A 23,422-nucleotide genomic window follows, 5' to 3' on the forward strand; every position below is an offset into this window, starting at 1 on the left:
CGGACCCCCTCGTCCCAGGTCAGGCCTTGCGGGCGGTGAGCAGCAGGTACTCCCACTCCATCCGGCCGGTGTCCGCCCCGTAGCGACGTCCGAGCTCCGCGAGCTCGGCATCGAGCGTCGCGACGCGGCCGGGCTCGTCGGCGATCGCCGCGTACACCGCGATCGTCGGACCGTACGTCGCCTTGAAGAAGTCCCGGAACTCCTCCCCGGAGCTGAAGCGGTCCACGACCAACGTCTGACGCGTCGCGGTCACGTCGCGCACCCGGTCACCCAGCAGCGCCCGCACGTGCTCCTCGTCGCCCCACAGCGGCGGCGGCTGCGCGCCCGGAGGCGGCGGCGGGGCGTACGGCTTCATCGTCGCGAACATCTGGCCGATGAAGCCCTGCGGCGTCCAGCTCAGGAGCCCGATCCGCCCTCCCTGACGGGTGACCCGGACGATCTCGTCGGCCGACTCCTGGTGATGCGGCGCGAACATCACGCCCACGCACGACAGCACGACGTCGAACGCGTCCGCGTCGTAAGGCAGGTGCTCGGCGTCGCCCTCCTCCCACTCCAGCGTGACGCCCTCGGCCTGCGCCGCGAGCCGCCCGTTCTCGAGCAGCGCGGGCGTCAGGTCGCTCGCGGTCACGGTCGCGCCGGTGCGAGCGGCCGGGATCGCGACGTTGCCGGACCCTGCACCGACGTCGAGGACGGTGTCGGACGGGCCGACCCCGCAGGCCTCGACGAGGACCGGGCCGAGGCTCGCGATGACCTCGGTCGCGACGGCCGGGTAGTCCCCGAGCCCCCACATCGTGCGGTGCTTGGCCTTGAGCGCCTTGTCCGCGTCAGCCGCATCGGTGCTTGAGGCGTCGTTGCCCTGAGCGGTCGTGTGCGTCGTCATGGTGAGATTCCCCCTTGTCGCCGGACGTCTCTCGCCCGGCCGGATCGACGTTACGGAGGACGCCTGCAAGCGGGCTAGTACGAGATCTGTACCGGCCGTACGCTGCAGTGATGGGGGCGCCGTACCACCAGTTCTGCCCGGTCGCGAAAGCCATGGAGCTGCTCGACGAGCGCTGGACGATGCTGCTCGTGCGGGAGCTGGTGCTCGGCAGCCAGCACTTCAACGACCTCCGGCGGGGCCTGCCGCGCATGTCGCCGACGCTGCTCTCCAAGCGACTCAACCAGCTCGTCCGCGCCGGCATCGTGGACAAGCAGGTCGACGGGCACGACGTCACGTACGTCCTCACGCCGGCCGGCAGAGAGCTGCAGGCCGTCGTGGAGTCGGTCGGCCTGTGGGGCGTGCGGTGGATCGGCAACCTCGGCGACGAGGACCTCGATCCGAAGCTCCTCATGTGGGACATGCACCGCAACGTCGACCTGGACGCGGTCGCCGAGCCGCCGCAGGTCGTGCACTTCGTGTTCGACGACGTCCGGGGGCCGTCGCGCCAGTGGTGGATCGTGATCGAGCGCGACGAGACCGAGGTGTGCGACATCGATCCGGAGCGTCCGGTCGCGGTGACGGTGAGGTCGGACCTGCGCACGTTGACGGAGGTGTGGCGTGGCGACCGCACCTGGAGCCAGGCGCAGCGGGTCGGCGCGGTGCAGATCGACGGGCCTACCGCGTTGTGCCGTGCGGTGCCGGCGTGGTTCCCGCCGACCGGCTTCGCCCAGGCCGTACGTCCGGCCTGAGGAAGAAGTCGCGGACGTCCGCGGCGAGCAGCTCCGGCACCTCCATCGCGGCGAAGTGCCCGCCCCGCTCGAACTCCGACCAGTGCCTGATGTCGTAGAGCCGCTCGGCCAGCGGTCGCACCGACTGCGTGATGTCGTGCGCGAACACCGCCACGCCGAGCGGGACCGGGCACGGCTCGAACCCCCGGGCGGTGTCGTGGTGCAGCCGGCCGGCCGACGCCGCGGTGGCGGTCAACCAGTACAGCGAGATGTTGGTGAGCATCCGGTCGTCGCCGACCTGCGAGCGCGGGTCCGTCCACTGCGCGAAGCGCTCGGCGATCCAGACGAGCTGGGCGACCGGCGAGTCGGTCAGCGCGTAGCCGATGGTCTGCGGGGTGGAGGCCTGCAGCGCCTGGTACGGCGGACGGCTCGCCATCAGCTGCCGGATCGTGTCGAGCCGGGCCTCGTCCGTCGCCGACAGCACGACGTCGGCGTCAGGGTCGGGGCGCGTCGGCAGGTAGTTCACGTGGACGCCGACGACGTGCTCGGGCGCGACCGCGCCGAGCGCCGTCGAGATGCCCGCACCGAAGTCGCCGCCCTGCGCGCCGTAGTGCTCGTACCCGAGACGGCGCATCAGCTCGGCCCACGCCCGCGCGATCCGGAGGACGCCCCAGCCTCGCTCGTGGGTCGGTCCGGAGAAGCCGTAGCCCGGGATCGACGGGACCACCAGGTGGAAGTCGCGCGACAGCGGCTCGATGACGTCGAGGAACTCGAGGAACGACCCGGGCCAGCCGTGGGTGAGGATCAGCGCGAGCGCGTCAGGACTCGCGGACCTGACGTGGACGAAATGGATGTTCTGGCCGTCGATCTCGGTGGTGAAGTGTGGGAGCTCGTTGAGCTCGGCCTCGTGCTCGCGCCAGTCGTAGTCGCTGCGCCAGTGGTCGGCGAGCTCCTTGAGCCGGGCCAGCGGGAAGCCGTAGTCCGACCCGGCGTCGGCAACCTCGTTGGGCCACCGGGTGCGGGCGAGCCGGTCGTCCAGATCGTCGAGGTCTGCTTGCGGGATGTCGATGCGGAACGGTGTGATCATGCCTTCACGCTACATAATCGTTGGTGCGACTAACGATTCATTTAGACTCGTCTCATGACCACGTCCGACTGGAGAGCGCGGCCGAGCTGGTTGCTCACGCAGACCGCCCAGCACGCGCACCGGCTGGTGGCCGAGGGCTTCTCGTCCGTCGGCGCGCGCGGCTACCACTACCGCCTGCTCGCGACACTGGAGGAGCTCGGCCCCGCCAGTCAGGCCACGCTCGGCCGCCGGAGCAGCATCCACCTCAGCGACATGGTCGCGACGATCAACGAGCTCGCCGACGCGGGTCTGGTCGCACGCACCCCGGATCCCGCCGACCGGCGCCGCAACGTCGTCTCGCTGACCACAGCGGGCAAGCGGCGCCTGCGTCAGCTCGAGAAGCGGCTCGACGAGAGCCAGGACACCCTGCTCGCTCCGCTGTCACCTGCAGAGCGGCAGCAGCTGATCGAGCTGCTGTCCACGCTGCTCGACCACCACGACTGACCTCACGTGCTGGAGCGAAGCCACTCCCCCAGGACGCGCGCGCTCGCGTCGACGACCTGCGGCCACTCCATCGCCGACGCGTCGGCCTGGTCGCTGACGTGCTTGACCAGCCGGACGGGGACGCCGAGGTGCGCGGCGACCGCCGCGACCGCGAAGCCCTCCATGTCCACGAGGCGCGCCCGCAGCGCGAGCCGCTCACGCACGGCCGGGTCGGTCACGAACGTGTCTCCGCTGGCGAGGACGCTGCCGTCGCCGCCAGGGATCGCGATCTCGTCGACGACCGGGTAGCCGAGGGCTGTCAGCTCCACGGCACTGATGTCGTGGTTCACGACCCTCGACGGCAGGTGAAGACCCGTGCTGCCGTCGAGGGCGCCTGCCGTGCCGACGTTGAGCACGATCGACGGCCGCAGCTCCGCGACGGCGAGGGCGGTCACGAGAGTGGCCTGCACCTTGCCGATGCCCGTCACGACCAGGCGCAGCCCAGCAGGGACGTACGCGGCTTCCGCCGCGGTCGCGGCGATGACGAGGGGTTCGGCGGCCATGCGCCGAGCGTAGTCAGTCGCGCTTGCCCGACGTCTCGCGGTCGCCGACCTCCTCGCTCGTCGTACGCCCGCGGCTCTCCCGCAGTCGTCGCCCGCGCTCCAGGTCCTCGGCACGCTTTGCCTGCGACTTCTCGATCTTGCGCGTGTCCCGCGGCGGCAGCTGCAGCGTCTCCTCGGCCGGCATCCCCGCCTGGAGCTCACGACCGCGCTCCAGCTCGGCGTCGACCTCAGCCCCGAACAGCAGGGCGAGGTTGGTGATCCACAGCCACAGGAGGAAGACGACGACGCCCGCCAGCGACCCGTACGTCTTGTCATAGCTGGAGAAGCTGGCGACGTAGAAGCCGAAGGCCACCGACGCGACCATCCAGATGACGATCGCGAGCACCGCGCCCACGCTGATCCAGCGGAAGCGCGGCTGCCTGACGTTCGGCGTCGCGTAGTACAGCAGCGCGACGACGAGGACGACCGCGAGCAGGATCACCGGCCACTTCACGATGTTCCACACCGTCACCGCGGTGGAGCCCAGCCCGACCGCGTCCCCGACCGCCTGCGCGGCCGGGCCCGTCAGGACGAGCGCCAGCGCGACCAGGGCACACAGGATCACCGTGACGACGGTGACGAGCAGCATCAGGGGGCGCAGCTTCCAGACGGGCCGGCCCTCGTCGATCTCGTACACGCGGTTCATGGCACGGCCGAACGCCCCGACGTACCCGGACGCCGACCAGAGTGCCACCGCCAGTCCCACGACGAAGGCGAGCCCCGCACCACGACCCTTGCTCAGCTCAACGAGCGTCGGCTCGAGCGTGTCGGCGGCCGAGGTGGCCCCGACGTCGCGGAGGATGCCGAGCAGGGTGTCCACCGTCTCGCGCCCCTGGCCGAAGAGACCGACCAGCGACAGCAGCGCGATGATCATCGGGAACAGCGCGAGCACGGAGTAGTACGTCAGCGCGGCCGCGATGTCGAGGCACTCGTCTTCCGAGAACTCGCGCACCGCCTTGCGCCCGACGTACAGCCATGACGGCTTCGTGACGTCGGTGGGCGAGTCCGGCTTCGCCGGATCGTCCGGCGGGACCCGCCTGTCGTCGTGGGTGTCGGTCATCCAGACTGACCCGTGGGGCGGCTCGAGGCGGGCGACCCGCTGGTCGCGGCCAAGTGCTCGCCACCGTTCTCACCACGGTGAGTCACCTTGTCGACCGTGTCCTTGGCCGTCTGCACGACCTTGTCCTGGACCTCTGGGGCCTTCTCCTTCGCGAAGTCCTGGGCGTCGGACACCTTCTGCTGGACCGTGGGGTCGTTCCACATGCTCGAGGCCCTGCCCTTGATCTGCTCAAAACGCTCACGGCCGTCACGCGTGCCCAGGACGTAGCCGACGGCCAGGCCGCCGATCAGTGCCAACTTTCCCTTCATGGGAGATTTCCTTTCGTCGAGTTCCGGTCCATGTCCGAGTACCCGATCCAGGAAGGATCAACCCACGATCACGCGTTCGGACCCAGGATCAAGCAGCTGCTGGTCGCGTACGCGAGGAGGCGGTCCTGCCCGTCGAGCAGCTCTGCCTCGGCGAGGGCGGTCGAGCGACCCCGGTGCTTGACACGGCCGACGCACCGGACAGGACCGGTCTCGACGGTGATCCTGCGGAGGAACTTCACGCTGAGGTCCTGGCTCGTGTAGCCGACGCCGGCGGGGAGCGTGGTGTGCACCGCGCACCCGGCGGCAGAGTCCAGCAGCGTCGCGTAGATGCCGCCGTGCACGGAGCCGATGGGGTTGTACATGTAGTCCTGCGGCACCAGCCGGAACTCCGCGAGCCCGTCCTCGACCTTCGCCAGCTCGAAGCCGATCAACCGGGCGATCGGGGGCGCAGGGACGACGCCGTCGCGGACGTCCTGCATGATCTCGAGCCCGGTACGTCCGGCGGCGGCGCGGACGGTCGCCATCGGGTCGTCCCAGGTGTGGGTCCGCTGCCGCGGTTCGGTCGTCGTCGGCGGCGTGGTCGTGGCCTGGCTGCTCATCATGCGGCTCCTCTGTCCCGGCGGCGCCGGGCTCGTCGTGCGTTCAGGGTGGTGAAGCGGTCGAGCATCGCCTCGCTCGCGGCCGGCCCCGGGACGGCTGCCAGCCGGATGTCCTTCAGCGGGGTGCCCGTGACGGCGTCGACGAGCACCGGCTCGACCTCGCGGCCGGTGTCACGGTCGGCCAGCACCACCGCCCGCTCCTGCGGAGGGAGCTGGTCGTTGCCCCAGGCGAGGAGGGCGACGACGACCACCTGCGCCGCGCGTCCGCGGGGCGTGAGGACGTACTCGAACCGCTGCGGGTGCTCGCTGTAACGACGCCGCTCCAGCAAGCCGCTGTCGACCAGCGTCCGCAACCTGCGGGTGAGCATGGCCGGGGAGATCGGGAGGTCGGCGGCAAACTCGTCGAACCGGCGGATCCCGTCGAGCGCATCACGCAGGATCAGCAGGCTCCACCAGTCGCCGAGCTCTCCTGCACCGCGTGCGATCGGGCACTCGGCATCGCTCAGGTCGACCCGTCTCATGGTGGTCTCCTCGGCTCGAAGCAGTGACTACCATGATGATAGGCACGGCGGGAGCGAGAAGTCGACGGTGGGCTGGACGGATCGCCCGGGGCACGCGCGTCTGACCCTCGTCGCTTCGTAGGATCGCCACGTGACCTCCGAGACGACGGCCGACGCCGTACGCACGCCACGTCGTGTGTGGCTCGGTGTCCTCTTCGCCGCCATCGGTCTCACGTCGCTCGCGGCTTGCGCGCCCGCAGCGACCGACGCGGAGTGGCTCGCTCTCGGCCGTCGGGCGACCTGCGCAGGCATCTTCGTGCTCTACGCGTACGGCCACTTCCGCTGGCCGCACGCACGCTGGCCGAAGCGCGGGGAGAGAGCCGCCGCGCTCCTGGTCGTCGGCTACCTCGTCTGCGTGGTGCTCGCGCTGACGTCTTAGCGGTGCGCTAGGTGCCGGGCTTGCGGTCCCCCGCGTACTCCGCCGCCAACGCTTCGCCCTGGTCGGTCGGGATCGTCTCCGACTCGACATCCACGAAGTACCAGGCCTCCGGGCCGGCCCCCGCACCACCGAGGATCAGCACGTAGCCGTCCGCGTCTGGCTCCACGTCGTCCCAGACCTGGTTGGCGTACTCCAAGGGACCACCGAACGTCACCACCATCGCCATGAGCGTGACAGTAGTACCGAACGGACATCTCCACCCGATCAGTGACAGACTTTTGGCGCGTGCACGTGTCCGTCCGAGCCCGATCGAGGGAGTCCGATGGCCGACCGAACCGCCAAGATCGCCGTCTGCGGAGCAGGCTCCGTCGGCAGCACCGTCGCGTACGCGGCTCTCCTGCGAGGCCTCGCGGGAGAGATCGTCCTCTTCGACATCGCGACCAGCCTCGTCAACGCGCAGGCGATCGACCTCAACGACGGCGCGGCGTTCGCACCGCCGACGACGATCGTCGGCAGCGACGATCCCGCCGCGTGCGCGGGCGCCGACATCGTCGTCATGACCGCCGGTGCGCGCCAGCGACCCGGGCAGACCCGTCTCGACCTCGCCGAGGAGAACGTCGGCATCACCCGCAGCGTCCTGGGTGCCGTGCGCGAGGTCGCCCCCGATGCCATCTACCTCGTCATCACCAACCCGTGCGACGTCCTCACGTATGCCGCGATCGGCTTCCTGGACCTCCCCCCGGGCCGCGTCTTCGGGTCCGGGACCGTCCTCGACACCGCCCGGCTGCGCTACCTCCTCTCCCAGCGGCTGCACGTCTCGACGCGCAGCGTCCACGCGCTGGTCGCCGGTGAGCACGGGGACTCCGAGATCGTGCTGTGGTCGTCGGCGAACATCGGCGGCGTCCCGCTCGGGGCGTACGACGTCGAGGGTCGCTCGATCGATCCGTCCGAGTACGACGCCATCCGCGAGACGGTAGCCAACTCGGCCTACAAGGTCATCGAAGGAAAGGGCGCGACGAACTACGCGATCGGGCTGGCGACCGCCGACATCATGTCGGCCGTGCTGCGCGACGAGCACCGCTTCCTGCCCGTGTCGACGCTGTTCACGGGCCAGTACGGCATCAGCGACGTCTGCCTGTCCGCGCCGTGCGTGGTCAGACGTGCGGGTGTCGCCGGTCCGGCTGAGCTGCCGCTCGACGGCACCGACCTGGCTGGTCTGCAGGCGTCGGCGCAGACGCTCCGCAAGCAGATCGACCTGCTCGGCCTGCCCGCGGTGGCAGCCTGATCACTGCGCCGACCCCATCGCACGGTCGACCTGCGCGACGGTCCAGCCCGTCGCGTACAGGAGGTCGGAGGCGATCGCCCGGACCTGCGCGACGACCGCGGCGTCGTTGATCGTCGCCGCGTCCGGCAGCGCGCGGGTCGCCAGCTTGGCGGCGTCGATGAGCTGCCGGCGCGCCTCGTCGTACGCGTCCTCGGCGGCGATGTCGTCGGCGAAGACGCCCACCGACAGCTGGAGCAGCCCGACGGCCTCCGGGATGCCGGGGAACGCGCGCTCACCGCGCCGCAGCATGGTGTGCACCCGGCGAGCGAGGACCCGGGTGTCGCGGATCGCGTTGTCGACGTCGCGGATCGCGATGACGTAGCGCTCGACGTGACCGCGCTGCCCCCACCGCAACGGCGAGTAGCGCGCGATCTCGTCGGCGTTCGCGACGGTCGTCTCGAGGCCGGTGATCGCCGGCTGCGCGGCTCGCAGCTGCTGGAGCGCCGTCCATGCAGGTCCGGCGTCGCCGAGACGGAGCGCGGTCTCGATCTGCCGCAGCGCCTCGTCGAGGGACCCGAGCACCACCTGCATGTCGCGGTTCGCTCGGCGCGCGGGGTTGCCCGGGATCAGCAACGCCATGGCGAGGCCGACGAGGCCTCCGACGACGGCGTCGACGAACCGGACCACCGCGGGGTTGCCGGACGTGACGGGGACGATGGCCGCGAGGAGGCTGGCCGACGTGGCGGCCTGGGTCCGTGCGAGCCCGCGCATCCCGAGGAACGTCGCGGCCATCGCGGCGAGCGCGACGATCACGCCGATCTGCCACCAGCCGCGACCGATCACCAGGATGAGACCCTCACCGATGAGCACGCCGACCGACACCCCGAAGAAGAGCTCGATCGTGTTCTGCCGTCGGCCGCCTGCGCCGGCGAAGATCACCAGGATCGCCGCCACTGGAGCGAAGAACGGCTGCTCGTGACCGATCACGGTGTGCGCGATCACCCAGGCGATCGCGGCGCCCAGCGAGATCTGCACGATCGCGGTCCACTGCGACCGCACCCAGGCGATGCGCGTATGCAACGAGACGGGCACGCGCCCGCCGCGCACGTCGGGGCGACCGGCGATGCGCTGCAGGAAGCCTTCCTCGCGCGCCACCGCGCCGCCTACAGGTAGAGCCCGGTCTGGCCGTCGTCGATGCGTTCGGCGGCGACAGCGTGCAGGTCACGCTCGCGCAGCAGGATGAAGTCCTTGCCGCGGACCTCGACCTCCGCCCGCTCGTCGGGGTCGAAGAGCACCCGGTCACCGATCTGGACGGTCCGGACGCTGCTGCCGACGGCCTCGACCCGCGCCCACGACAGCCGGTGCCCGAGCTGGGCGGTCGCGGGGATGACGATCCCGCCCGTGGAGCGGCGGTCTCCCTCGGGGTCGATCGACACGAGGAGCCGGTCGTGGAGCATCCGGATGGGAAGCCCGTCGGCCATTCAGCTGCTCACGATCTTGCGGATCACGACGATGACGCCGACGACGGCGACGATGCCGCCGACCACCGGGACGATGGTCTCCATCCGGGGCTCACCCGAGGGAGTGACGAACTTGCTCTTGAGGTCGGCGAGGCCGCGTCGCGCGATGGTCTTGGGGTGGGAGCGCTGCACGAGCTGGTCGACGTTGGCGGCCAGCCGGTTGCGGACTTCGTCGATCTGGGTGACGAGCTGGTCCGGCGTCCCTGTGATAGTCGTCGGGACTTCCGGCCTGGAATCGTTCGTCACGTCCGTCTCCTCGCTCCGCATCTTGGTGAGCCCACCGGACCCTGGGGCCGGGCGTCTCGCAGTCACCTGTCGAGACCACGTTACCGATACGCAAGGATAGGACCATGACCACGCGACTGCAGCCAGGTGACCAGGCGCCGGACTTCACCCTTCTCGACGACCACGGCAACGAGGTCACGCTCTCCGACCTGCGGGGCGGCAAGGTCATCGTGTACTTCTACCCGGCCGCGATGACACCGGGCTGCACGCGCGAGGCCTGCGACTTCACCGCCGAGCGCGAGACGTTCGACCAGTCCGGCTACACCGTGCTCGGCATCTCCCCGGACAAGCCCGAGAAGCTGGCGACGTTCCGCGAGAAGGAGAGCCTCGAGATCACGCTCCTCTCCGACCCGGACAAGGAGGTCCTCCGCGCCTGGGGTGCCTTCGGCGAGAAGAAGCTCTACGGCAAGGTCATCGAGGGCGTCATCCGGTCCACGTTCGTCGTGGACGAGGAAGGCAGGATCGAGGTCGCCCAGTACAACATCAAGGCCACCGGGCACGTCGAGCGCCTGATCCGCCAGCTCAAGCTCTCCTGACGAAACCCGCCGCTCTCCCGAACGCCCGGGCGGTGAGCTAGGTCCCACCCAGCACGTGGCTCGTGGGACCCCACTCACCGCCGGCCACGAGGGAAGACCGCGGTGCGCCCTAGAATGTCCGGCGGGCCGGTGTGGTGGAACTGGTAGACACGCAGGATTTAGGTTCCTGTGTCGCGAGACGTGCAGGTTCGAGTCCTGTCACCGGCACCCCGATCGAGACTCAGCTCTCGTACGACAGCCCGCCGAGCTTGACCTTTCCCGAGCCGATCTCGAGCTCGATCTCGTCGCAGGTGCCGTCGGCGGGGTCGCAGACGGTGATGCGGTCGGCGTCGGCGTCGACCGACAGGGTGTTGCCCGTCGGTGTCCAGCCGTACGCGACGCCGCCCGGGAGGGTGACCGTCGCTCCCGACTCGACCGACACGAACCGCCTCTCCGTCGCCGTCGGCTCACCGTCCACCGACCAGGCGTCGTCGACGACCTGCACGTAGCGGCCGTCGGGCGACAGGTCCCCGAAGATCGTCCCCGGGTCCGCGATGCTCTGCTGGACGGCGCCCGTCCGGAAGTCCCTCACGCGCCACTGCCCGGGGACCGGTCCGGCGTCGGTGAACCGCGCCGTGGAGTCCGCGTACCGTCCGTGGGCCGCCTCGAACATCGCGCCCGCGGTCCCGGGGACCACCCGGGTCGCCCCCGTACGCCAGTCGAGCTCGTGCCAGCCGTCGTCGAACAGTCCCCAGAGGTGGTCGCCGGCCAGCGACGCGGGCGGGGCCTCCCACCCTCCCCACGTGAACGCGCCGTGCTCGAACTGACGTGCGACCTCGTCCCCCGTACGAAGGTCGACGACCACGAACGCCCAGCGGCTCGCGTCGCCCTCCACAGGGTCCAGGTATCCGAGGTACGGACTCTCCGGGTCGGTCGCTGGGACGCGGTCGCCCATGTCGAGCGCGACCTCTCGGGTGGACCCGTCGGGGCTGATGAGCGTGTAGTGCGACGGCCCCGCGTCGTCGAGGTACGCCTTCTCACCCGTGCGTACGAGCACGCCCGTGGACGTGTAATAGATCGACTTCACCGCCTCGTCGAAGGACACCTGGTGGTTCCCGATGTAGACCGTGCGGCCCGCGGCGAAGGCGCCGTACGTGCCGTAGGCCGGCGCCGCGGCCGCGTTCTCGAAGCGCGCCTGCGCAGCGCTCGCGGGCGCGCCCGACTCGACGGTCAGGCCGACACCGGTGGCGACGATCCCGGCGGCTGCGAGGACTCCGATCCCCCGGGTCGCCCGCCGACGACGTAGCGCTGCGCGACCGGAGCGCACGATCGATGTCACCGGCGCCGCGGGCACGGCGATCGCCTCGGCCTCGTCGCGGAGCAGGTCGGAGAGTCGGTCAGTCATGGCGGGTTCCCTCCAGGGTCGGGGTGATGGAGTCGCCGAGCAGCGCGCGGAGCTTGGCGAGGGCGTGCGAGGTCTGGCTCTTGACGGTGCCCGTGCTGATGTTCAGCGCGTCCGCGGTCTGCTCGACGCTGAGGTCCTCGTAGAAGCGGAGCACCACCACCGCCCGTTGACGGTCGGGCAGGCGCCGTAGCGCCTCGAGCGTCAGCGACGTGTCCGTGTCGACGGGCTCGAGCGGATGCTCGGGGACCGCGTCGACGACGGTCTCCGCGTTCCAGCCGCGGCGCCGGAACCACGAGTTGGCGGTGTTGACGACGACGGTGCGTGCGTACGCGTGCGTCGCGTCGGCGTCCCGGATCCGACCCCAGTGGAGGTACACCTTGGCGAGCGCCGTCTGGACGAGGTCCTCAGCGTGCCCGTGGTCGGCGAGCAGCAGGTATGCGGTGCGGTACAGGCGTGGCCACGCGTCGCGGGCGAAGTCCGAGAACGCGTCGTCGCGTCGGGCCATCCGGTCCTCCTGGGTGATCGGGTCTCACCCACCTAGACGCGGTGGGAGGCCGATCTGGTTGTACGACAACGTGCAAGATCCGAGCCGCCTGGCGACTCGGATCCTGCACCATCATGCGTTCCTCAGTGCGGCTCGCCGCGGTAGGTGCCGAACGACCAGGAGTTGCCCTCCGGGTCGGCGGCGATGAAGTCACGGCTCCCGTAGTCGGTCGTGGTCAGCTCCATGACGATGGTGGCGCCCGCCGCCTTGGCGCGGGCGTACAACGCGTCTGGGTCCGAGCAGACGACGTACGCGCCGAAGGTGCCCGCCTTCTGCTGCCAGTGGCCCTCCGTCTTCTCCGAGCCCATCATGATGCCGCCGCCCTCGGGCCACGCGAGCTCGGCGTGGTGGACGTGGTCACCCTCGGCCATGACGACGACCCGCCGGAAGCCGAACGCCCGCTCCAGGAAGTCGATCATGCCGAGCGCGTCGCGGGCTGCGAGGGCCGGCCACACGGTCGGTGCGGGCGTCGTCGTGGTCTGCGTGGTCTGCTCGTGTGTGCTCATGTCCTCACCCTGTCTCGGCGCCGTGCCCGCCGGCTTGGATGTTTCGGCGTTCCTCGGCCAGCCAGCCGGACGGCGAGGTGCCGGCCATCGCCTGGAACTCGTGGACCAGGTGCGCGTGGTCGGAGTAGCCCGCCCGTGCGGCCGCGTCGCTCAGCGACTCCTCCCCCGGCCGCGCCACCTGGTCGCGCACCATGCCGACGGCACGGTCGAATCGGACGAGCCTGCCGAGCACCTTCGGCCCGAGGCCGAGCTCGTCGACGAACACCGTACGCAGCTGGCGCGGGCTCAGCGCCACGTGCGCGGCGAGGTCGTCGACACGGCCGTTGCCTCCGTGCGCGACGATCCACCGCCAGCCCTCGACCACCTCGGGCCTCGGGCGTACGGCGGCCGCACCGCTCGCGGTCCGGGCGCGCGTCGCGAGGAACTCGCGCACAGCGGCGAACCGTTCCGACCAGTCGTCGGTGTCGGCGACGCGGCGGCGAAGCGCCGCCGCGGACGGCCCGAGGACGTCGCCGAGATCGAGGGCGAGGCCGGGCAGCCTGCTCGCCGGCGCCCCGAAGAGCCACCGCGACGCGAATGGGTGCACCGCGAGCTGGACACCCTCCTGCGTGTCGGGCTGGTCGATGTAGGCCGGGTGGGTCGACAGGGGGCCGAGCATGTCGTACGCCGCGACCGGGGCCGCATCGTCCTCCCGCTCACCGACGACGACGGGAGTGTCGAGCGCGATGACGAGCGTCAGGTACGGCGACGGCAGGCCGCGGTGCAGCCGCTGCGTGACGCCGCTCTGGCGGTAGCCGACCATCGACGTGACCGCACCCGCGTACGGGCCGCGGGTTTCCGCGCGCACGAAGTCCATCTTCGCCTCGGTCGTCGACGTGGTCACGATTCGAGTATCCGCCCGATCGGACGTGGACGGGGCCGCGATAACCTCGGACGATGTTCCGAATCCTCTACTACGAGCCGCGCATCCCGCCCAACACGGGCAACGCGATCCGGCTGGCGGCGGCGACCGGCGCCCAGCTGCACCTCGTGGAGCCGCTGGGGTTCGACCTCTCCGACGCGAAGCTCAAACGCGCCGGCCTCGACTACCACGACCTCGCCGACGTCTCCGTCCACAGCGGTCTGGAGGCCGCCTTCAAGGCGCTCGACCCGGTCCGCGTGTTCGCGTTCACGACGAAGGCGACGACGTCGTACGCCGACATCGCGTACGAGCCCGGCGACGTCTTCCTCTTCGGCCCGGAGCCCACCGGCCTCCCGGAGCACGTGCTCGCCGACCGGCGCATCACCGAGCGGCTGCGCATCCCGATGCAGCCGTCACGGCGCTCGCTCAACCTTGCCAACTCGACGGCGATCGTCGTGTACGAGGCGTGGCGGCAGCAGGGCTACGCCGGAGGCGTGTAGCAGCTGAGCGCCGAGGTGTCTAGGACAGCCGCCCGAGGCGTTTCCGGACCTCACCAGGCGCTGCCCCCTCAGCCCAGGCCTCGAAGAGCACGCCGGCCTCGGGCGACGTGCGCTCGGTGTATGCCTCGCCGAGACCACTTTCGTAAAGGCGATCCCTGAGATTGTCCTCAGAGCGGTCACCCGTCCGGTCACGCCTGCGGATCGCGGCCTCATATGCCCCCACCGCTGTGCTGTGCGGGCCCGCGTAGTCCGCCGGGTCGATCGAGCCCGAGGCGACCGTGAGCACGATGTCGACCAGCCGCTTCGCCCGGCGCCCGATCCAGCTCACGACACCGGCTCCGCTCCACGTCGCTGCCGCAGGACCCGGCGTACGACGGCGATCGCCAGGAGTGCCGCCGCGAAGCCCCACCATGCGGCCGGCTGCTCGACGCCGAACGCGGGCGAGGAGTCGACGATCCACGCGTACGTGCCGACGGCGACGGCGCCCGCGATCGTGACCAGCATCGCCGGCACGAGCATCGTGACCAGCCCGGCGACGAGGATGACCAGGCCGACCTGACGGATGTCGTCCTGGTTGGAGTACCACCAGAGCGTGTCGGGATCCATGCCGTCGGGGTTGGGCATGCCCGTGGAGCTCAGCGCTCGCCACGTCGCGACGAACGCGACGGCGAACGCCACGACGGCGACGATGCGCAGCAGGACCAGCAGCGTACGCACGGCGCCGTCAGGCCAGCAGAGAGACGAGGTGCGGGACCATCGCGCGCAGCGCGTTGCCGCGGTGGCTGATGGCGTCCTTGTCGGCCGGGGTCAGCTCGGCAGTCGACACGTCGTAGCCGTCGGCCACGAACAACGGGTCGTACCCGAAACCGCCGTCGCCGGTCGGTCCGCGCTGCACGCGCCCGCGCATGATGCCGATCTCGACGACCTCGGTGCCGCTCGGCAGCACCAGCGCCATCGCGCACCGGAACTCGGCACCGCGGCGCTCGTCGGGCACGTCGGCGAGCTGGTCGAGCAGCAGGGCGTTGTTCTTCGCATCAGACTTCGGCTGCCCGCCCCACCGCGCCGACAGGACGCCCGGCATGCCGTTGAGCGCGTCGACGCAGATGCCGGAGTCGTCGGCCAGCGACGGGAGCCCGGTGGCCTTCGCCGCCGCGCGGGCCTTGAGCAGCGCGTTGCCCTCGAAGGTCGGCTCGTCCTCGACGGGCTCCGCGAAGTCGCCGATGTCGTCGAGCCCGAGCACCTCGATGGCGGGCAGATCGGGCTCGAGGATGCGGCGCAGCTCGGCGAGCTTGCCCTGGTTGTGGCTGGCGAGGACTACCCGGCGTCCGGACCCGCTCATGCGGTTCCTCCGCCCAGGGCGGCAGCCTGGATCGTCGTCAGGTCGGCGCAGCCCTTCTCGGCGAGCGCGAGAAGCGCGTCGAGCTCCGCGCGGTCGAACGGCGCCCCCTCGGCAGTCCCCTGCACCTCGACGAACGAGCCCGCACCGGTCATCACGACGTTCATGTCGGTCTCGGCGCGGACGTCCTCCTCGTACGGGAGGTCGAGCATCGGCGTGCCGTCGATGATGCCGACCGACACGGCGGCGACGGAGCCGGTGAGCGGCTCGGACACCAGCGACCCGCGCTCCCGCAGGTAGGAGACGGCGTCGGCCAGCGCGACGTACGCTCCAGTGATCGCCGCGGTGCGAGTGCCGCCGTCGGCCTGCAGGACGTCGCAGTCGATGACGATCGTGTTCTCGCCGAGCGCCTTGTAGTCGATGATCGCGCGCAGCGAGCGTCCGACCAGGCGGGAGATCTCGTGCGTACGGCCGCCGATGCGGCCCTTGACCGACTCGCGGTCGGAGCGGGTGTGGGTCGCACGCGGCAGCATCGCGTACTCGGCGGTCACCCACCCGAGCCCGGAGTCACGGCGCCAACGCGGGACGCCCTCGGTGACGCTGGCCGCGCACAGGACGCGGGTCCGCCCGAACTCGACCAGCACCGAGCCCTCGGCGTGGTCGAGCCAGTTGCGGGTGATCGTGACAGGGCGCAGTGTGTCGGCCGCACGGCCGTCGGCTCGGGTGGTGGACATGCCGCCGAGCCTATCGAGCGTTCCCGCCGAGCGTGCCCCCGCGGCTCCGGGTCAGCCCACCTCGTAGACGGCGCCGGCCTCGGCGAGCTCGCTGGGGCCGGTGAACGCCGCCTTCGCCTCGGCGGCGATGAGGTCGCGGTCGGTCCACGCCGGGATGTGCGTGAGGAGGAGGCGTCCGACGCCCGCGCCGGTCGCAGCCTCGCCGGCGTCCGTACCCGTGAGGTGGAGGTGCGGCGGGTTCAGCGGGTTGTCGGTGAACGACGCCTCGCACAGGAAGAGGTCGGCGTCGCGCGCCGCTTCGACGAGTGCCGGGGTGGGTCCGGTGTCGCCGGAGTAGGTGAGAACCGCGCCGCCGGCCTCGACCCGCAACGCGTACGCCTCGACCGGGTGGTCCATCAGGTGCGGCGTCACGGTGAAGGGCCCGAGCTCGACCGCGACGCCGTCGACCCAGGTGGACACGTCGAGGACCTCGGACATGCCCGGGTCGAGCGGCAGGTCGTACGCCAGTGCGAACCGGTCCGCACTCCCCGTCGGGCCCCACGTCGGGATGCGCGGCAGCGGACCACCGGTGACGTAGCGGCGGTAGACGTACATGCCGCACACGTCCATGTAGTGATCCGGGTGCAGGTGCGAGACCGCGATCGCGTCGATCTCGTCGAGCCCGACGTAGCGCTGCAGCGGCCCCAGAGCGCCGTTGCCGAGGTCGATGAGGAGCCGGAAGGTGCGGCCCGCGTACGGGGCTTCGACGAGGTAGCAGCTCGCCGGTGACTCCGGGCCGGGATACGACCCGGCGCACCCGATGACCGTCAGCCTCATACGCCCACCCACGCGAACTGGTCGACCCGGTCGATCTCCGGGCCGAGGAACCGACGACCCAGCGTCCGGAACTCGTCCGGCTGCCCCGTCGTGAGGAATCGGTGCCGGGGCGGCGCGGCCGCGGTGCGCTCGAGGCCGTGGCGCACGAGCAGCGAGTACACGTCCTTGGCGGTCTCGTCCGCGCTCGAGACGAGCGTGACGTCGTCGCCCATCACGTACGAGATGACGCCGGTGAGCAGCGGGTAGTGCGTGCAGCCCAGGACCAGGGTGTCGACCCCGGCCTCCTGCAGCGGGGCAAGGTACTCGTGGGCGACACCGATCAGCTCGGGGCCCGCCGTGACCCCTGCCTCGACGAACTCGACGAACCGCGGGCACGCCGAGACGGTGACCTGGACCGACGGGTTCGCGGCGAACGCGTCGTCGTAGGCCATCGACGTCTTGGTCGCGTGGGTGCAGATGACGCCGACGTGGTTGTTGCGGGTGGCCGCGACGGCGCGACGGGTCGCGGGGACGATGACCTCGACCACCGGCACGTCGTACCGCTCGCGGGCGTCGCGCAGGACCGCGGCGCTGGCGGAGTTGCAGGCGATCACGAGCGCCTTCACACCCTGCGTGACGAGATGGTCGAGGCACTCGAGCGCGAACTCGCGGACGTCGGCGATCGGCTGCGGGCCGTACGGCTGGCGCGCGGTGTCGCCGAGATAGGAGACGGCCTCGTTGGGCAGCTGGTCGATCACGGCTCGGGCGACGGTCAGCCCGCCGAAGCCGGAGTCGAAGATGCCGATGGGCGCGTCGTTCACCCGAGCGAGCCTAGTGGGCGATTCACACGCACGAAACACAAAGCGGTCGACACCACATCGTGGGGCGCGTCACCTAGTGTCGGCGCATGAGACGCGTGCCGTTCACCGGCGACGAGAAGGAGAGCCTGTACGTGGCTCTCGACCGGCACCGCGATGCCGTCCTGTGGAAGCTCGAGGGACTCTCCGACGAGGACCTGCGGCGGCCGATGGTCCCGTCCGGGACGACACTGCTCGGCATGGTGAAGCACCTCGCCTCGGTCGAGTACGCGTGGTTCTGCGCGACGTTCGGCCGGGAGTCGCTCGAGGTCCCCTACTCCGAGGACGACTGGGACTCCGACTGGCGCATCGAGGAGTGGGAGACGACCGAGGGCGTGCTCGGCTACTTCGCGATGGCCCGCGCTGCGGCCGACGCCGTCATCGACGAGCTGGACGTGCTCGACACAGGCACGGCCTGGTATGGACCGACCGTGACGCTGCGCTGGGTGCTGATCCACATGGTCGAGGAGTACGCCCGCCACGCCGGCCATGCGGACATCCTCCGCGAGCTCATCGACGGCGCCACCGGCCCGTTCGAGGGGTACCCCAGCTGATTTCTCTCAGCGATCAAGGAAATATCGTGACGTGACGTGTCACACAGGTTTACTCTCTCCTTGCCCGCGCGCTCCGTGCGGGCGGCTCTGTGCACGAGGAGAGGGAGAGAACCGGAGTGAAGACAGGACCACGACCCAGATCCTGGGCCCGTAGGACGACGGCGGTCGGCAGCGCGGTGGCGCTCGTCGCAGGCGTCGCCGCGGTGATCGGCGGAGGCACCTCCGCCACCGCCGTACCCGTCAAGAAGACCATCACGTACAGCTGCACCGTCACCGCCGGCGAGACCGCGCTCGGCACCCACGACATCGCGCTCGACACGCGGATCGACCTGCCCGACCGCTACCCGGGAAGCCCGATGGGGCTCACCGGCTTCTTCGACATCACCGTCCCGAGCGCCCTGCGGGCGAAGCTCGTCGACGAGGTCAAGGCGACCGCGATCGCGCACCCCACCCTGCGCGTCACCACGTTCCGGACGCCGCTCTACCTCAACGACGCCACGCTCGCCGGCGGCGGCGCCGCCCAGCTGACGCTGAACAACCCTGCGGCGGTGCCGACGGACGCCGACACGCCGTGGGTGCTCCCGTTCACCTTCACGACCGTCAACGGCACCATCCCCCTGGGGTCGCAGGGGGGATGGGGGATCACCTTCCCCCAGGCCTTCACGCTCGCTCCGAAGGCGGTGACCGCGGCCGGTGAGGTCGCGACGAGCTGGGCCTGCACCGGGCCGGCCGCCGACGCCGACCGTCGCATCGGGCCCGCCGAGCTCTTGAACCGGCCGCCGGTTGCTCAGGGTCTGACGGTGGAGACCGGCAAGGACACCCCGGTCGCGCTGCCGCTCGTCGCGAGCGATCCCGACGCGCACACGTTGAAGTACACCGTCACCTGGCCCGACCACGGTTCGCTGGCAGGTCGCGCCCCGAACTTCACCTACACGCCCGACGCGGGCTACAGCGGCCCTGACGGCTTCGACTACACCGTCAGCGACGGCCTCGCCTCGACCAAGGCGACGGTCAAGATCAGCGTCGCCGACGGTCCGGTCGGACCTCCCGTCGCCGAGGACGTCGCCCTCGGTGACCTGCCCCGCGGAGTCCGCGAGGTCGCGCTCCCCGTCACGGGCGGCCAGGGCAAGCTCACGTACGCGTTCTCGACGAACGACGTCTCGGTCGTCGATCGCACGGCCAAGGTCCGCTCCGCCGGCGCGCTCGGCGACCGCTCGGTGACCTACACCGTGACCGACGCCGAGGGACGCGTGAGCAACGAGGCCACGATCACGTACTCGGTCCTGACGGCACCGCCCGAGATCGAGGGCGAGGCGCTCGTGACCTCGAAGGACGTCCCGCTCGACATCTGGCCGTGGGTCACCGACGCCGACATCGGCGGCGTCCCGTGGCAGACCGCCGGTGAAGCCAGGTACAAGGTGAGCTACACCGACGGCGCCCACGGCACGGTGAGCCGGTGGTTCACCTCGTCGAACCCCGAGCACCCGATGATGTCGGCGTTCCCCGAGATCAACCACAAGGCGACCTACTCCCCCGACCCCGGATTCGTGGGCACGGACACGTTCGACGTCACCGTCACCGATCTCGAGGGCGGCACGACCACGAGGACCTTCACGATCGACGTCGTCGATCCCGGCGCCGCGAAGCGAGGCGTCCTCGAGGACGTCCGCTACCGGTGCGAGCCGACCTTCCGTGACGAGGACGGCAGCGTCAACGTCGGCTTCTCCGACATGGCGGGCTACGTGGTCGGAGGGGACATGGCGTTCCGGGTCGACGTCCGCGCCGACGTCCCGCAGACGCTCGTCGCAGGCTCGCAGTTCCGGCCGGCCGACACCGAGATCGACCTCCTGATGCCGCGCCAGTTCGTCCGCGTCCTCAGCATCAACGGCCAGACGTCGGTCGGCGGCAGCTCGGTGTCCGACGCCGTGTTCGACCTGTCGGCGACCGGTGAGCAGCTGCGGATCCCGCTCCAGGGCCTCAAGGCGACCGACGTGCCCGTCACGTGGCCGTACGCGAGCGACTTCCTGACGATCCCCGTCAAGGGCTCGCTGCCGCCGATCGCCGTGCCGCAGTCCGGCACGGTGAAGGTGTCGATGCCCGAGACGTTCGTCATCAACTCCCACCTCGAGCCGGGGCTGATGGGGATCATCCAGGACGTCGAGCTGCTGTGCACCGCGCAGCCGGGGACCAACCGCCTGATCGGCACGTCGACGGTCGTGCAGCCCGGAGACGCGGCGTCGACGGTGAAGGCGACCATCGCTCGCAGCACGTACGGACAGCCGGCCGTCGCCTCGGTGACCGCCACCACCGGCGGCAAGGCCGCCACCGGTGCAGTGGAGATCCGCTCGGGTGCCAAGGTCCTGGCCAAGGGCACCCTCGCGGGTGGCAAGGCCACGGTCCGGATCCCCGCGAAGGCGCTCACGCCGGGCACCCGGCGTCTCACCGTCGCGTACGCCGGCGGGCGCGGCGTCAAGCCGTCGCAGACAACCGTGACCGCGGTCGTCGCGAAGGCCTCGAGCCGGGTGTCGGCGAAGGTCGTGACCAAGAAGGTCGTGGCCAAGAAGACCCGCGCCAAGCTCGTCGTCACCGTCAGGACTCCGGCAGGTGTCCCGGCGACCGGCAAGGTCAAGGTCACGCTCGGCGGCAAGACCGTCGGGACCGCCGTCATCCGCAGCGGCAAGGCCTCGGTGTCCCTCAAGAAGCTCCCGAAGGGCACCAAGCGGCTGACAGTCCGTTACGCCGGCAGCTCGACCGTGGCCGGTGACGCCACGACCGTGAAGGTCAAGGTAAGGGCGAGGTAGCCGGATGCCACCACTGCGGGTGACGGCGTCGCGGCGCTGTCACCCGCAGTGGTGGCTCGGCTCGAACCCGACCGACCCCGAGTCCGGGAGCGGGACGACCTCACCGTCGGTCGCCATGAACTCCTCGCCGGCCTCCTGGGCCGAGAGCACGATCCCGTCCTCCGGCACGGTGACGGTGCGTTCTGCCCCCGTGTCGGCCTTGTAGCCCACCTCGAAGTACACGGTGTGGGTCAGCTCCTTGCAGGACGTGATCTCGTAGTCGAGGAAGACCGTCTCACCGGGGGCGACGCTGAACGGCTCGAACGTCGCCGGCACGGGCTCGTACTCGACGGTGTCCTCGACCAGGTAGAGGTCGGAGGAGGAGTCGCCGAGCAGCGCCAGGTAGTGCCGCGAGTACTGGCCGCCGCCGCAGCCCTCGGGGCGTAGGAGCCAGGAGGGCGGGTCGTCCCGCGACTCGGTCCGCAGCGTCACGGACCGGACGTCGATCGCCGTCAGCTCCGCGGTCGTCGGCAGCGCGAAGTGCAGCCGGACCGTGCCGAAGCCCTGCATCATGCCCGTGTCCTTCACCGCGTCGGCCACGCCGTCCGTGCCCGTGTAGCGAGCCGTCGTGTCCGGGTCCGTCCACCCCACCGCTCCCCGGTAGGAGCACCCGTTCCCCGGATACGACACGTCCACGGCGAACCGCTCGGCGTCCGCTTTCGAGACGCCTTCGTCGGCGGCCTCATCGCCGAGCCGCTGGACGAGCAGGGTCCCGAGGATGGCTGCGGCCGCCGTGCCGGCAGCAGCCACGGCGGCGATCAGCGCCTTGCTACGTGCTGGTGCGGACGGGTCGCGCTCGGGCATCCGTCAACCCCCTCGCTGACGTGTTCCGCCTTCCACGGTTCACGCCGGACGGGTCATGGGCAAGCCCCGTTGCACAACAGTCCGTCCCCGCGGTCGCACCCGCGTGAGGGCTACGCCCAGAGCTGGCCCTCGAGCCGCTCCTCGGCCTCGTCGACGGTGCCCTCGTACGCGCCGGTCGAGAGGTACTTCCAACCGCCGTCGGCGATGACGAACGCGATGTCCGCGGACTCGCCGGCCTTCACGGCCTTGGCGGCCTGCGCGAGCGCGGCGTGCAGGATCGCGCCGGTCGAGATCCCGGCGAAGATCCCCTCGGACTCCAGCAGCTCACGCACGCGCCGCACGGCGTCGCGGGGACCGACCGAGAACCGGGCGTCGATGTACTGGGGGTCGTACAGCTCCGGCACGAATCCCTCGTCGAGGTTCCGCAGCCCGTACACGAGCTCGCCGTAGCGCGGCTCAGCAGCGACGATGCGCACCTCGGGCTTCGCCTCGCGGAAGAAGCGCCCGACGCCCATCAGCGTGCCGGTCGTGCCGAGGCCGCCGACGAAGTGCGTCACCTCCGGCAGGTCCTCGAGGATCTCGGGGCCTGTGCCGCGGAAGTGCGCCTCGGCGTTGGCGGTGTTGCCGTACTGGTAGAGCATCACCCAGTCGGGGTGCTCCTCGGCGATCCGCTTGGCGACGCGCACGGCCTCGTTGGAGCCTCCGGCCGCCGGCGATGACACGATCTCGGCACCCCACATGCGGAGCAGCTGACGCCGCTCCTCGGAGGTGTTCTCCGGCATCACGCACACGATGCGGTATCCGCGCAGCTTCGCGACCATCGCCAGCGAGATGCCGGTGTTGCCCGACGTCGGCTCGAGGATGGTGCACCCGGGGCGCAGCAGCCCCTCGGCCTCGGCCCGCTCGATCATCGCGAGCGCGGCGCGGTCCTTGATCGACCCGGTCGGGTTGCGGTCCTCGAGCTTCGCCCACAGGCGTACGTCGGGGCTCGGGGACAACCGCGGCAGACCCACGAGCGGGGTGTGGCCGACGGAGTCGATCAGGTTCGCGTAGCGCATCGGTGCGTCAGCGGGCGCTCAGCGCGAGCCGCCCGCGACGGCGGGCAGGATCACGACGACGTCGCCGTCGGACAGCGGCGTCTCGAGGCCGCCTGAGAAGCGGATGTCCTCGTCGTTGACGTAGATGTTCACGAAGCGGCGCGGCTGGCCGCCCTCGACCAGCCGGTCCTTGATGCCGGCGTGGTTGACCTCCAGGTCCTCGATCAGCGCGCTGACCGACTCACCGGCGGCGGAGACGTTCTTCTCGCCGCTGGTGTAGGTGCGGAGGATGGTGGGGACACGGACCTCGATGGCCATCAG

Annotated in this window: 32 protein-coding genes and 1 tRNA gene; 9 read left to right on the forward strand and 24 right to left on the reverse strand. The window is 70.7% G+C overall.

Translation table 11 applies throughout. The features are described from left to right. Positions 1-19: 19 nt before the first annotated feature. On the reverse strand, positions 20-880 hold the full coding sequence (locus GH747_RS21200; protein WP_149771622.1) for a class I SAM-dependent methyltransferase: 861 nt from the start codon (positions 878-880) through the stop codon (positions 20-22). 110 nt (positions 881-990) lie between these two features. On the opposite strand from GH747_RS21200, the gene GH747_RS21205 reads away from it, so the two are divergent. After that, positions 991-1,668 (forward strand): winged helix-turn-helix transcriptional regulator, encoded by a 678-nt coding sequence (locus GH747_RS21205; protein WP_149771623.1) that lies wholly within the window; start codon positions 991-993, stop codon positions 1,666-1,668. Here the strand turns inward: GH747_RS21205 and GH747_RS21210 are convergent. After that, a complete protein-coding gene (locus GH747_RS21210) occupies positions 1,595-2,734 on the reverse strand; it encodes an epoxide hydrolase family protein (protein ID WP_149771624.1) in 1,140 nt (379 codons plus the stop codon). The genes GH747_RS21205 and GH747_RS21210 overlap by 74 nt on opposite strands. Before the next feature lie 54 nt (positions 2,735-2,788). On the opposite strand from GH747_RS21210, the gene GH747_RS21215 reads away from it, so the two are divergent. Beyond that, on the forward strand, positions 2,789-3,217 hold the full coding sequence (locus tag GH747_RS21215; protein WP_149771625.1) for a MarR family winged helix-turn-helix transcriptional regulator: 429 nt from the start codon (positions 2,789-2,791) through the stop codon (positions 3,215-3,217). A 2-nt stretch (positions 3,218-3,219) separates the two neighbouring features. Here the strand turns inward: GH747_RS21215 and GH747_RS21220 are convergent, their stop codons facing one another. The 5 genes from GH747_RS21220 to GH747_RS21240 all read right to left on the reverse strand — a co-directional run bounded on the left by GH747_RS21220 (position 3,220) and on the right by GH747_RS21240 (position 6,286). Beyond that, a complete protein-coding gene (locus GH747_RS21220) occupies positions 3,220-3,759 on the reverse strand; it encodes a nucleosidase (RefSeq protein ID WP_149771626.1) in 540 nt (179 codons plus the stop codon). Between the two features lie 13 nt (positions 3,760-3,772). Continuing rightward, complete coding sequence (locus GH747_RS21225; RefSeq protein ID WP_149771627.1) at positions 3,773-4,858, reverse strand: YihY/virulence factor BrkB family protein; 1,086 nt, start codon at positions 4,856-4,858, stop codon at positions 3,773-3,775. Further along, complete coding sequence (locus GH747_RS21230; RefSeq protein ID WP_149771628.1) at positions 4,855-5,166, reverse strand: YtxH domain-containing protein; 312 nt, start codon at positions 5,164-5,166, stop codon at positions 4,855-4,857. Before GH747_RS21230 ends, GH747_RS21225 begins: the two co-directional genes overlap by 4 nt. Positions 5,167-5,234: 68 nt before the next feature. After that, the gene (locus tag GH747_RS21235) at positions 5,235-5,765 is read right to left on the reverse strand and encodes a PaaI family thioesterase (protein ID WP_149771629.1); all 531 of its coding nucleotides are present in this window, start codon (positions 5,763-5,765) and stop codon (positions 5,235-5,237) included. Beyond that, positions 5,765-6,286, reverse strand: coding sequence for a winged helix-turn-helix transcriptional regulator (locus GH747_RS21240; RefSeq protein WP_149771630.1), 522 nt, complete (start codon positions 6,284-6,286; stop codon positions 5,765-5,767). The genes GH747_RS21235 and GH747_RS21240 overlap by 1 nt, the downstream gene beginning before the upstream one ends. 130 nt (positions 6,287-6,416) lie before the next feature. Here GH747_RS21240 and GH747_RS21245 point away from each other — a divergent pair, with 130 nt between their 5' ends. Continuing rightward, entirely contained in the window at positions 6,417-6,704 is a 288-nt protein-coding gene (locus GH747_RS21245) for a hypothetical protein (protein ID WP_149771631.1), read from the forward strand. A gap of 7 nt (positions 6,705-6,711) precedes the next feature. Here GH747_RS21245 and GH747_RS21250 read toward each other — a convergent pair whose 3' ends face one another. After that, entirely contained in the window at positions 6,712-6,930 is a 219-nt protein-coding gene (locus GH747_RS21250) for a hypothetical protein (protein WP_149771632.1), read from the reverse strand. A gap of 96 nt (positions 6,931-7,026) precedes the next feature. Here GH747_RS21250 and GH747_RS21255 point away from each other — a divergent pair, with 96 nt between their 5' ends. After that, positions 7,027-7,989: an L-lactate dehydrogenase gene (locus GH747_RS21255; protein WP_149771633.1), complete on the forward strand. Its 963-nt coding sequence runs from the start codon at positions 7,027-7,029 to the stop codon at positions 7,987-7,989. Here GH747_RS21255 and GH747_RS21260 read toward each other — a convergent pair whose 3' ends face one another. The 3 genes from GH747_RS21260 to GH747_RS21270 are packed head-to-tail and all read right to left on the reverse strand — an operon-like array spanning position 7,990 to position 9,734. Further along, on the reverse strand, positions 7,990-9,123 hold the full coding sequence (locus GH747_RS21260) for an FUSC family protein (RefSeq protein ID WP_149771634.1): 1,134 nt from the start codon (positions 9,121-9,123) through the stop codon (positions 7,990-7,992). It lies immediately after the preceding gene. 8 nt (positions 9,124-9,131) lie between these two features. Further along, positions 9,132-9,449, reverse strand: a complete 318-nt coding sequence (locus tag GH747_RS21265; protein ID WP_149771635.1) for a GroES family chaperonin — start codon at positions 9,447-9,449, stop codon at positions 9,132-9,134. Further along, entirely contained in the window at positions 9,450-9,734 is a 285-nt protein-coding gene (locus tag GH747_RS21270) for a DUF3618 domain-containing protein (protein ID WP_163695876.1), read from the reverse strand. A 104-nt stretch (positions 9,735-9,838) separates the two neighbouring features. On the opposite strand from GH747_RS21270, the gene bcp reads away from it, so the two are divergent. Both bcp and GH747_RS21280 read left to right on the forward strand, forming a co-directional pair. Continuing rightward, positions 9,839-10,309: a thioredoxin-dependent thiol peroxidase gene (gene bcp / locus GH747_RS21275; RefSeq protein ID WP_149771638.1), complete on the forward strand. Its 471-nt coding sequence runs from the start codon at positions 9,839-9,841 to the stop codon at positions 10,307-10,309. A 125-nt stretch (positions 10,310-10,434) separates the two neighbouring features. Then, a tRNA-Leu gene (locus GH747_RS21280) sits at positions 10,435-10,516 on the forward strand. Between the two features lie 13 nt (positions 10,517-10,529). On the opposite strand, the gene GH747_RS21285 is transcribed toward GH747_RS21280, so the two are convergent. From GH747_RS21285 to GH747_RS21300, 4 genes are all read right to left on the reverse strand, one after another. Next, entirely contained in the window at positions 10,530-11,693 is a 1,164-nt protein-coding gene (locus GH747_RS21285) for a hypothetical protein (protein ID WP_149771640.1), read from the reverse strand. Beyond that, complete coding sequence (locus GH747_RS21290; RefSeq protein ID WP_149771642.1) at positions 11,686-12,198, reverse strand: SigE family RNA polymerase sigma factor; 513 nt, start codon at positions 12,196-12,198, stop codon at positions 11,686-11,688. Before GH747_RS21290 ends, GH747_RS21285 begins: the two co-directional genes overlap by 8 nt. A 122-nt stretch (positions 12,199-12,320) precedes the next feature. Further along, entirely contained in the window at positions 12,321-12,743 is a 423-nt protein-coding gene (locus GH747_RS21295) for a VOC family protein (protein WP_149771644.1), read from the reverse strand. Positions 12,744-12,747: 4 nt separating this feature from the next. Then, positions 12,748-13,626 (reverse strand): helix-turn-helix domain-containing protein, encoded by an 879-nt coding sequence (locus tag GH747_RS21300; RefSeq protein ID WP_205603057.1) that lies wholly within the window; start codon positions 13,624-13,626, stop codon positions 12,748-12,750. 53 nt (positions 13,627-13,679) lie between these two features. On the opposite strand from GH747_RS21300, the gene GH747_RS21305 reads away from it, so the two are divergent. Next, positions 13,680-14,144 (forward strand): tRNA (cytidine(34)-2'-O)-methyltransferase, encoded by a 465-nt coding sequence (locus tag GH747_RS21305; RefSeq protein WP_149771646.1) that lies wholly within the window; start codon positions 13,680-13,682, stop codon positions 14,142-14,144. Between the two features lie 19 nt (positions 14,145-14,163). On the opposite strand, the gene GH747_RS21310 is transcribed toward GH747_RS21305, so the two are convergent. The 6 genes from GH747_RS21310 to murI are packed head-to-tail and all read right to left on the reverse strand — an operon-like array spanning position 14,164 to position 17,830. Then, a complete protein-coding gene (locus GH747_RS21310) occupies positions 14,164-14,472 on the reverse strand; it encodes a hypothetical protein (RefSeq protein WP_149771647.1) in 309 nt (102 codons plus the stop codon). Then, a complete protein-coding gene (locus GH747_RS21315) occupies positions 14,469-14,861 on the reverse strand; it encodes a hypothetical protein (RefSeq protein WP_149771648.1) in 393 nt (130 codons plus the stop codon). The genes GH747_RS21310 and GH747_RS21315 overlap by 4 nt, the downstream gene beginning before the upstream one ends. 7 nt (positions 14,862-14,868) lie before the next feature. Continuing rightward, positions 14,869-15,483 carry an RdgB/HAM1 family non-canonical purine NTP pyrophosphatase gene (rdgB, locus tag GH747_RS21320; RefSeq protein WP_149771650.1) on the reverse strand — a complete coding sequence of 205 codons (615 nt, stop codon included), beginning with the start codon at positions 15,481-15,483 and terminating at the stop codon, positions 14,869-14,871. Continuing rightward, positions 15,480-16,214, reverse strand: a complete 735-nt coding sequence (gene rph, locus GH747_RS21325) for a ribonuclease PH (protein ID WP_149771652.1) — start codon at positions 16,212-16,214, stop codon at positions 15,480-15,482. The genes rdgB and rph overlap by 4 nt, the downstream gene beginning before the upstream one ends. A 51-nt stretch (positions 16,215-16,265) precedes the next feature. Then, positions 16,266-17,030 carry an MBL fold metallo-hydrolase gene (locus GH747_RS21330; RefSeq protein WP_149771653.1) on the reverse strand — a complete coding sequence of 255 codons (765 nt, stop codon included), beginning with the start codon at positions 17,028-17,030 and terminating at the stop codon, positions 16,266-16,268. Continuing rightward, positions 17,027-17,830 carry a glutamate racemase gene (murI, locus tag GH747_RS21335; protein ID WP_149771655.1) on the reverse strand — a complete coding sequence of 268 codons (804 nt, stop codon included), beginning with the start codon at positions 17,828-17,830 and terminating at the stop codon, positions 17,027-17,029. The genes GH747_RS21330 and murI overlap by 4 nt, the downstream gene beginning before the upstream one ends. Positions 17,831-17,916: 86 nt before the next feature. Here murI and GH747_RS21340 point away from each other — a divergent pair, with 86 nt between their 5' ends. Together GH747_RS21340 and GH747_RS21345 are read left to right on the forward strand one after the other, a co-directional pair. Next, complete coding sequence (locus GH747_RS21340; protein WP_149771656.1) at positions 17,917-18,420, forward strand: DinB family protein; 504 nt, start codon at positions 17,917-17,919, stop codon at positions 18,418-18,420. Positions 18,421-18,596: 176 nt separating this feature from the next. Then, positions 18,597-21,221 carry a DUF6801 domain-containing protein gene (locus GH747_RS21345; RefSeq protein WP_149771657.1) on the forward strand — a complete coding sequence of 875 codons (2,625 nt, stop codon included), beginning with the start codon at positions 18,597-18,599 and terminating at the stop codon, positions 21,219-21,221. A 39-nt stretch (positions 21,222-21,260) separates the two neighbouring features. Here GH747_RS21345 and GH747_RS21350 read toward each other — a convergent pair whose 3' ends face one another. The 3 genes from GH747_RS21350 to GH747_RS21360 all read right to left on the reverse strand — a co-directional run bounded on the left by GH747_RS21350 (position 21,261) and on the right by GH747_RS21360 (position 23,419). Beyond that, complete coding sequence (locus tag GH747_RS21350) at positions 21,261-22,064, reverse strand: hypothetical protein (protein WP_149771658.1); 804 nt, start codon at positions 22,062-22,064, stop codon at positions 21,261-21,263. A gap of 110 nt (positions 22,065-22,174) precedes the next feature. Then, the gene (locus GH747_RS21355) at positions 22,175-23,122 is read right to left on the reverse strand and encodes a PLP-dependent cysteine synthase family protein (RefSeq protein WP_149771660.1); all 948 of its coding nucleotides are present in this window, start codon (positions 23,120-23,122) and stop codon (positions 22,175-22,177) included. An 18-nt stretch (positions 23,123-23,140) separates the two neighbouring features. Next, positions 23,141-23,419, reverse strand: coding sequence for a MoaD/ThiS family protein (locus GH747_RS21360; protein ID WP_149771661.1), 279 nt, complete (start codon positions 23,417-23,419; stop codon positions 23,141-23,143). Between the last annotated feature and the right edge of the window lie 3 nt (positions 23,420-23,422).

The sequence above is a fragment of the Mumia xiangluensis genome (assembly GCF_010994095.1).
In the GTDB taxonomy this organism is placed as follows: Bacteria; Actinomycetota; Actinomycetes; order Propionibacteriales; family Nocardioidaceae; genus Mumia; species Mumia xiangluensis.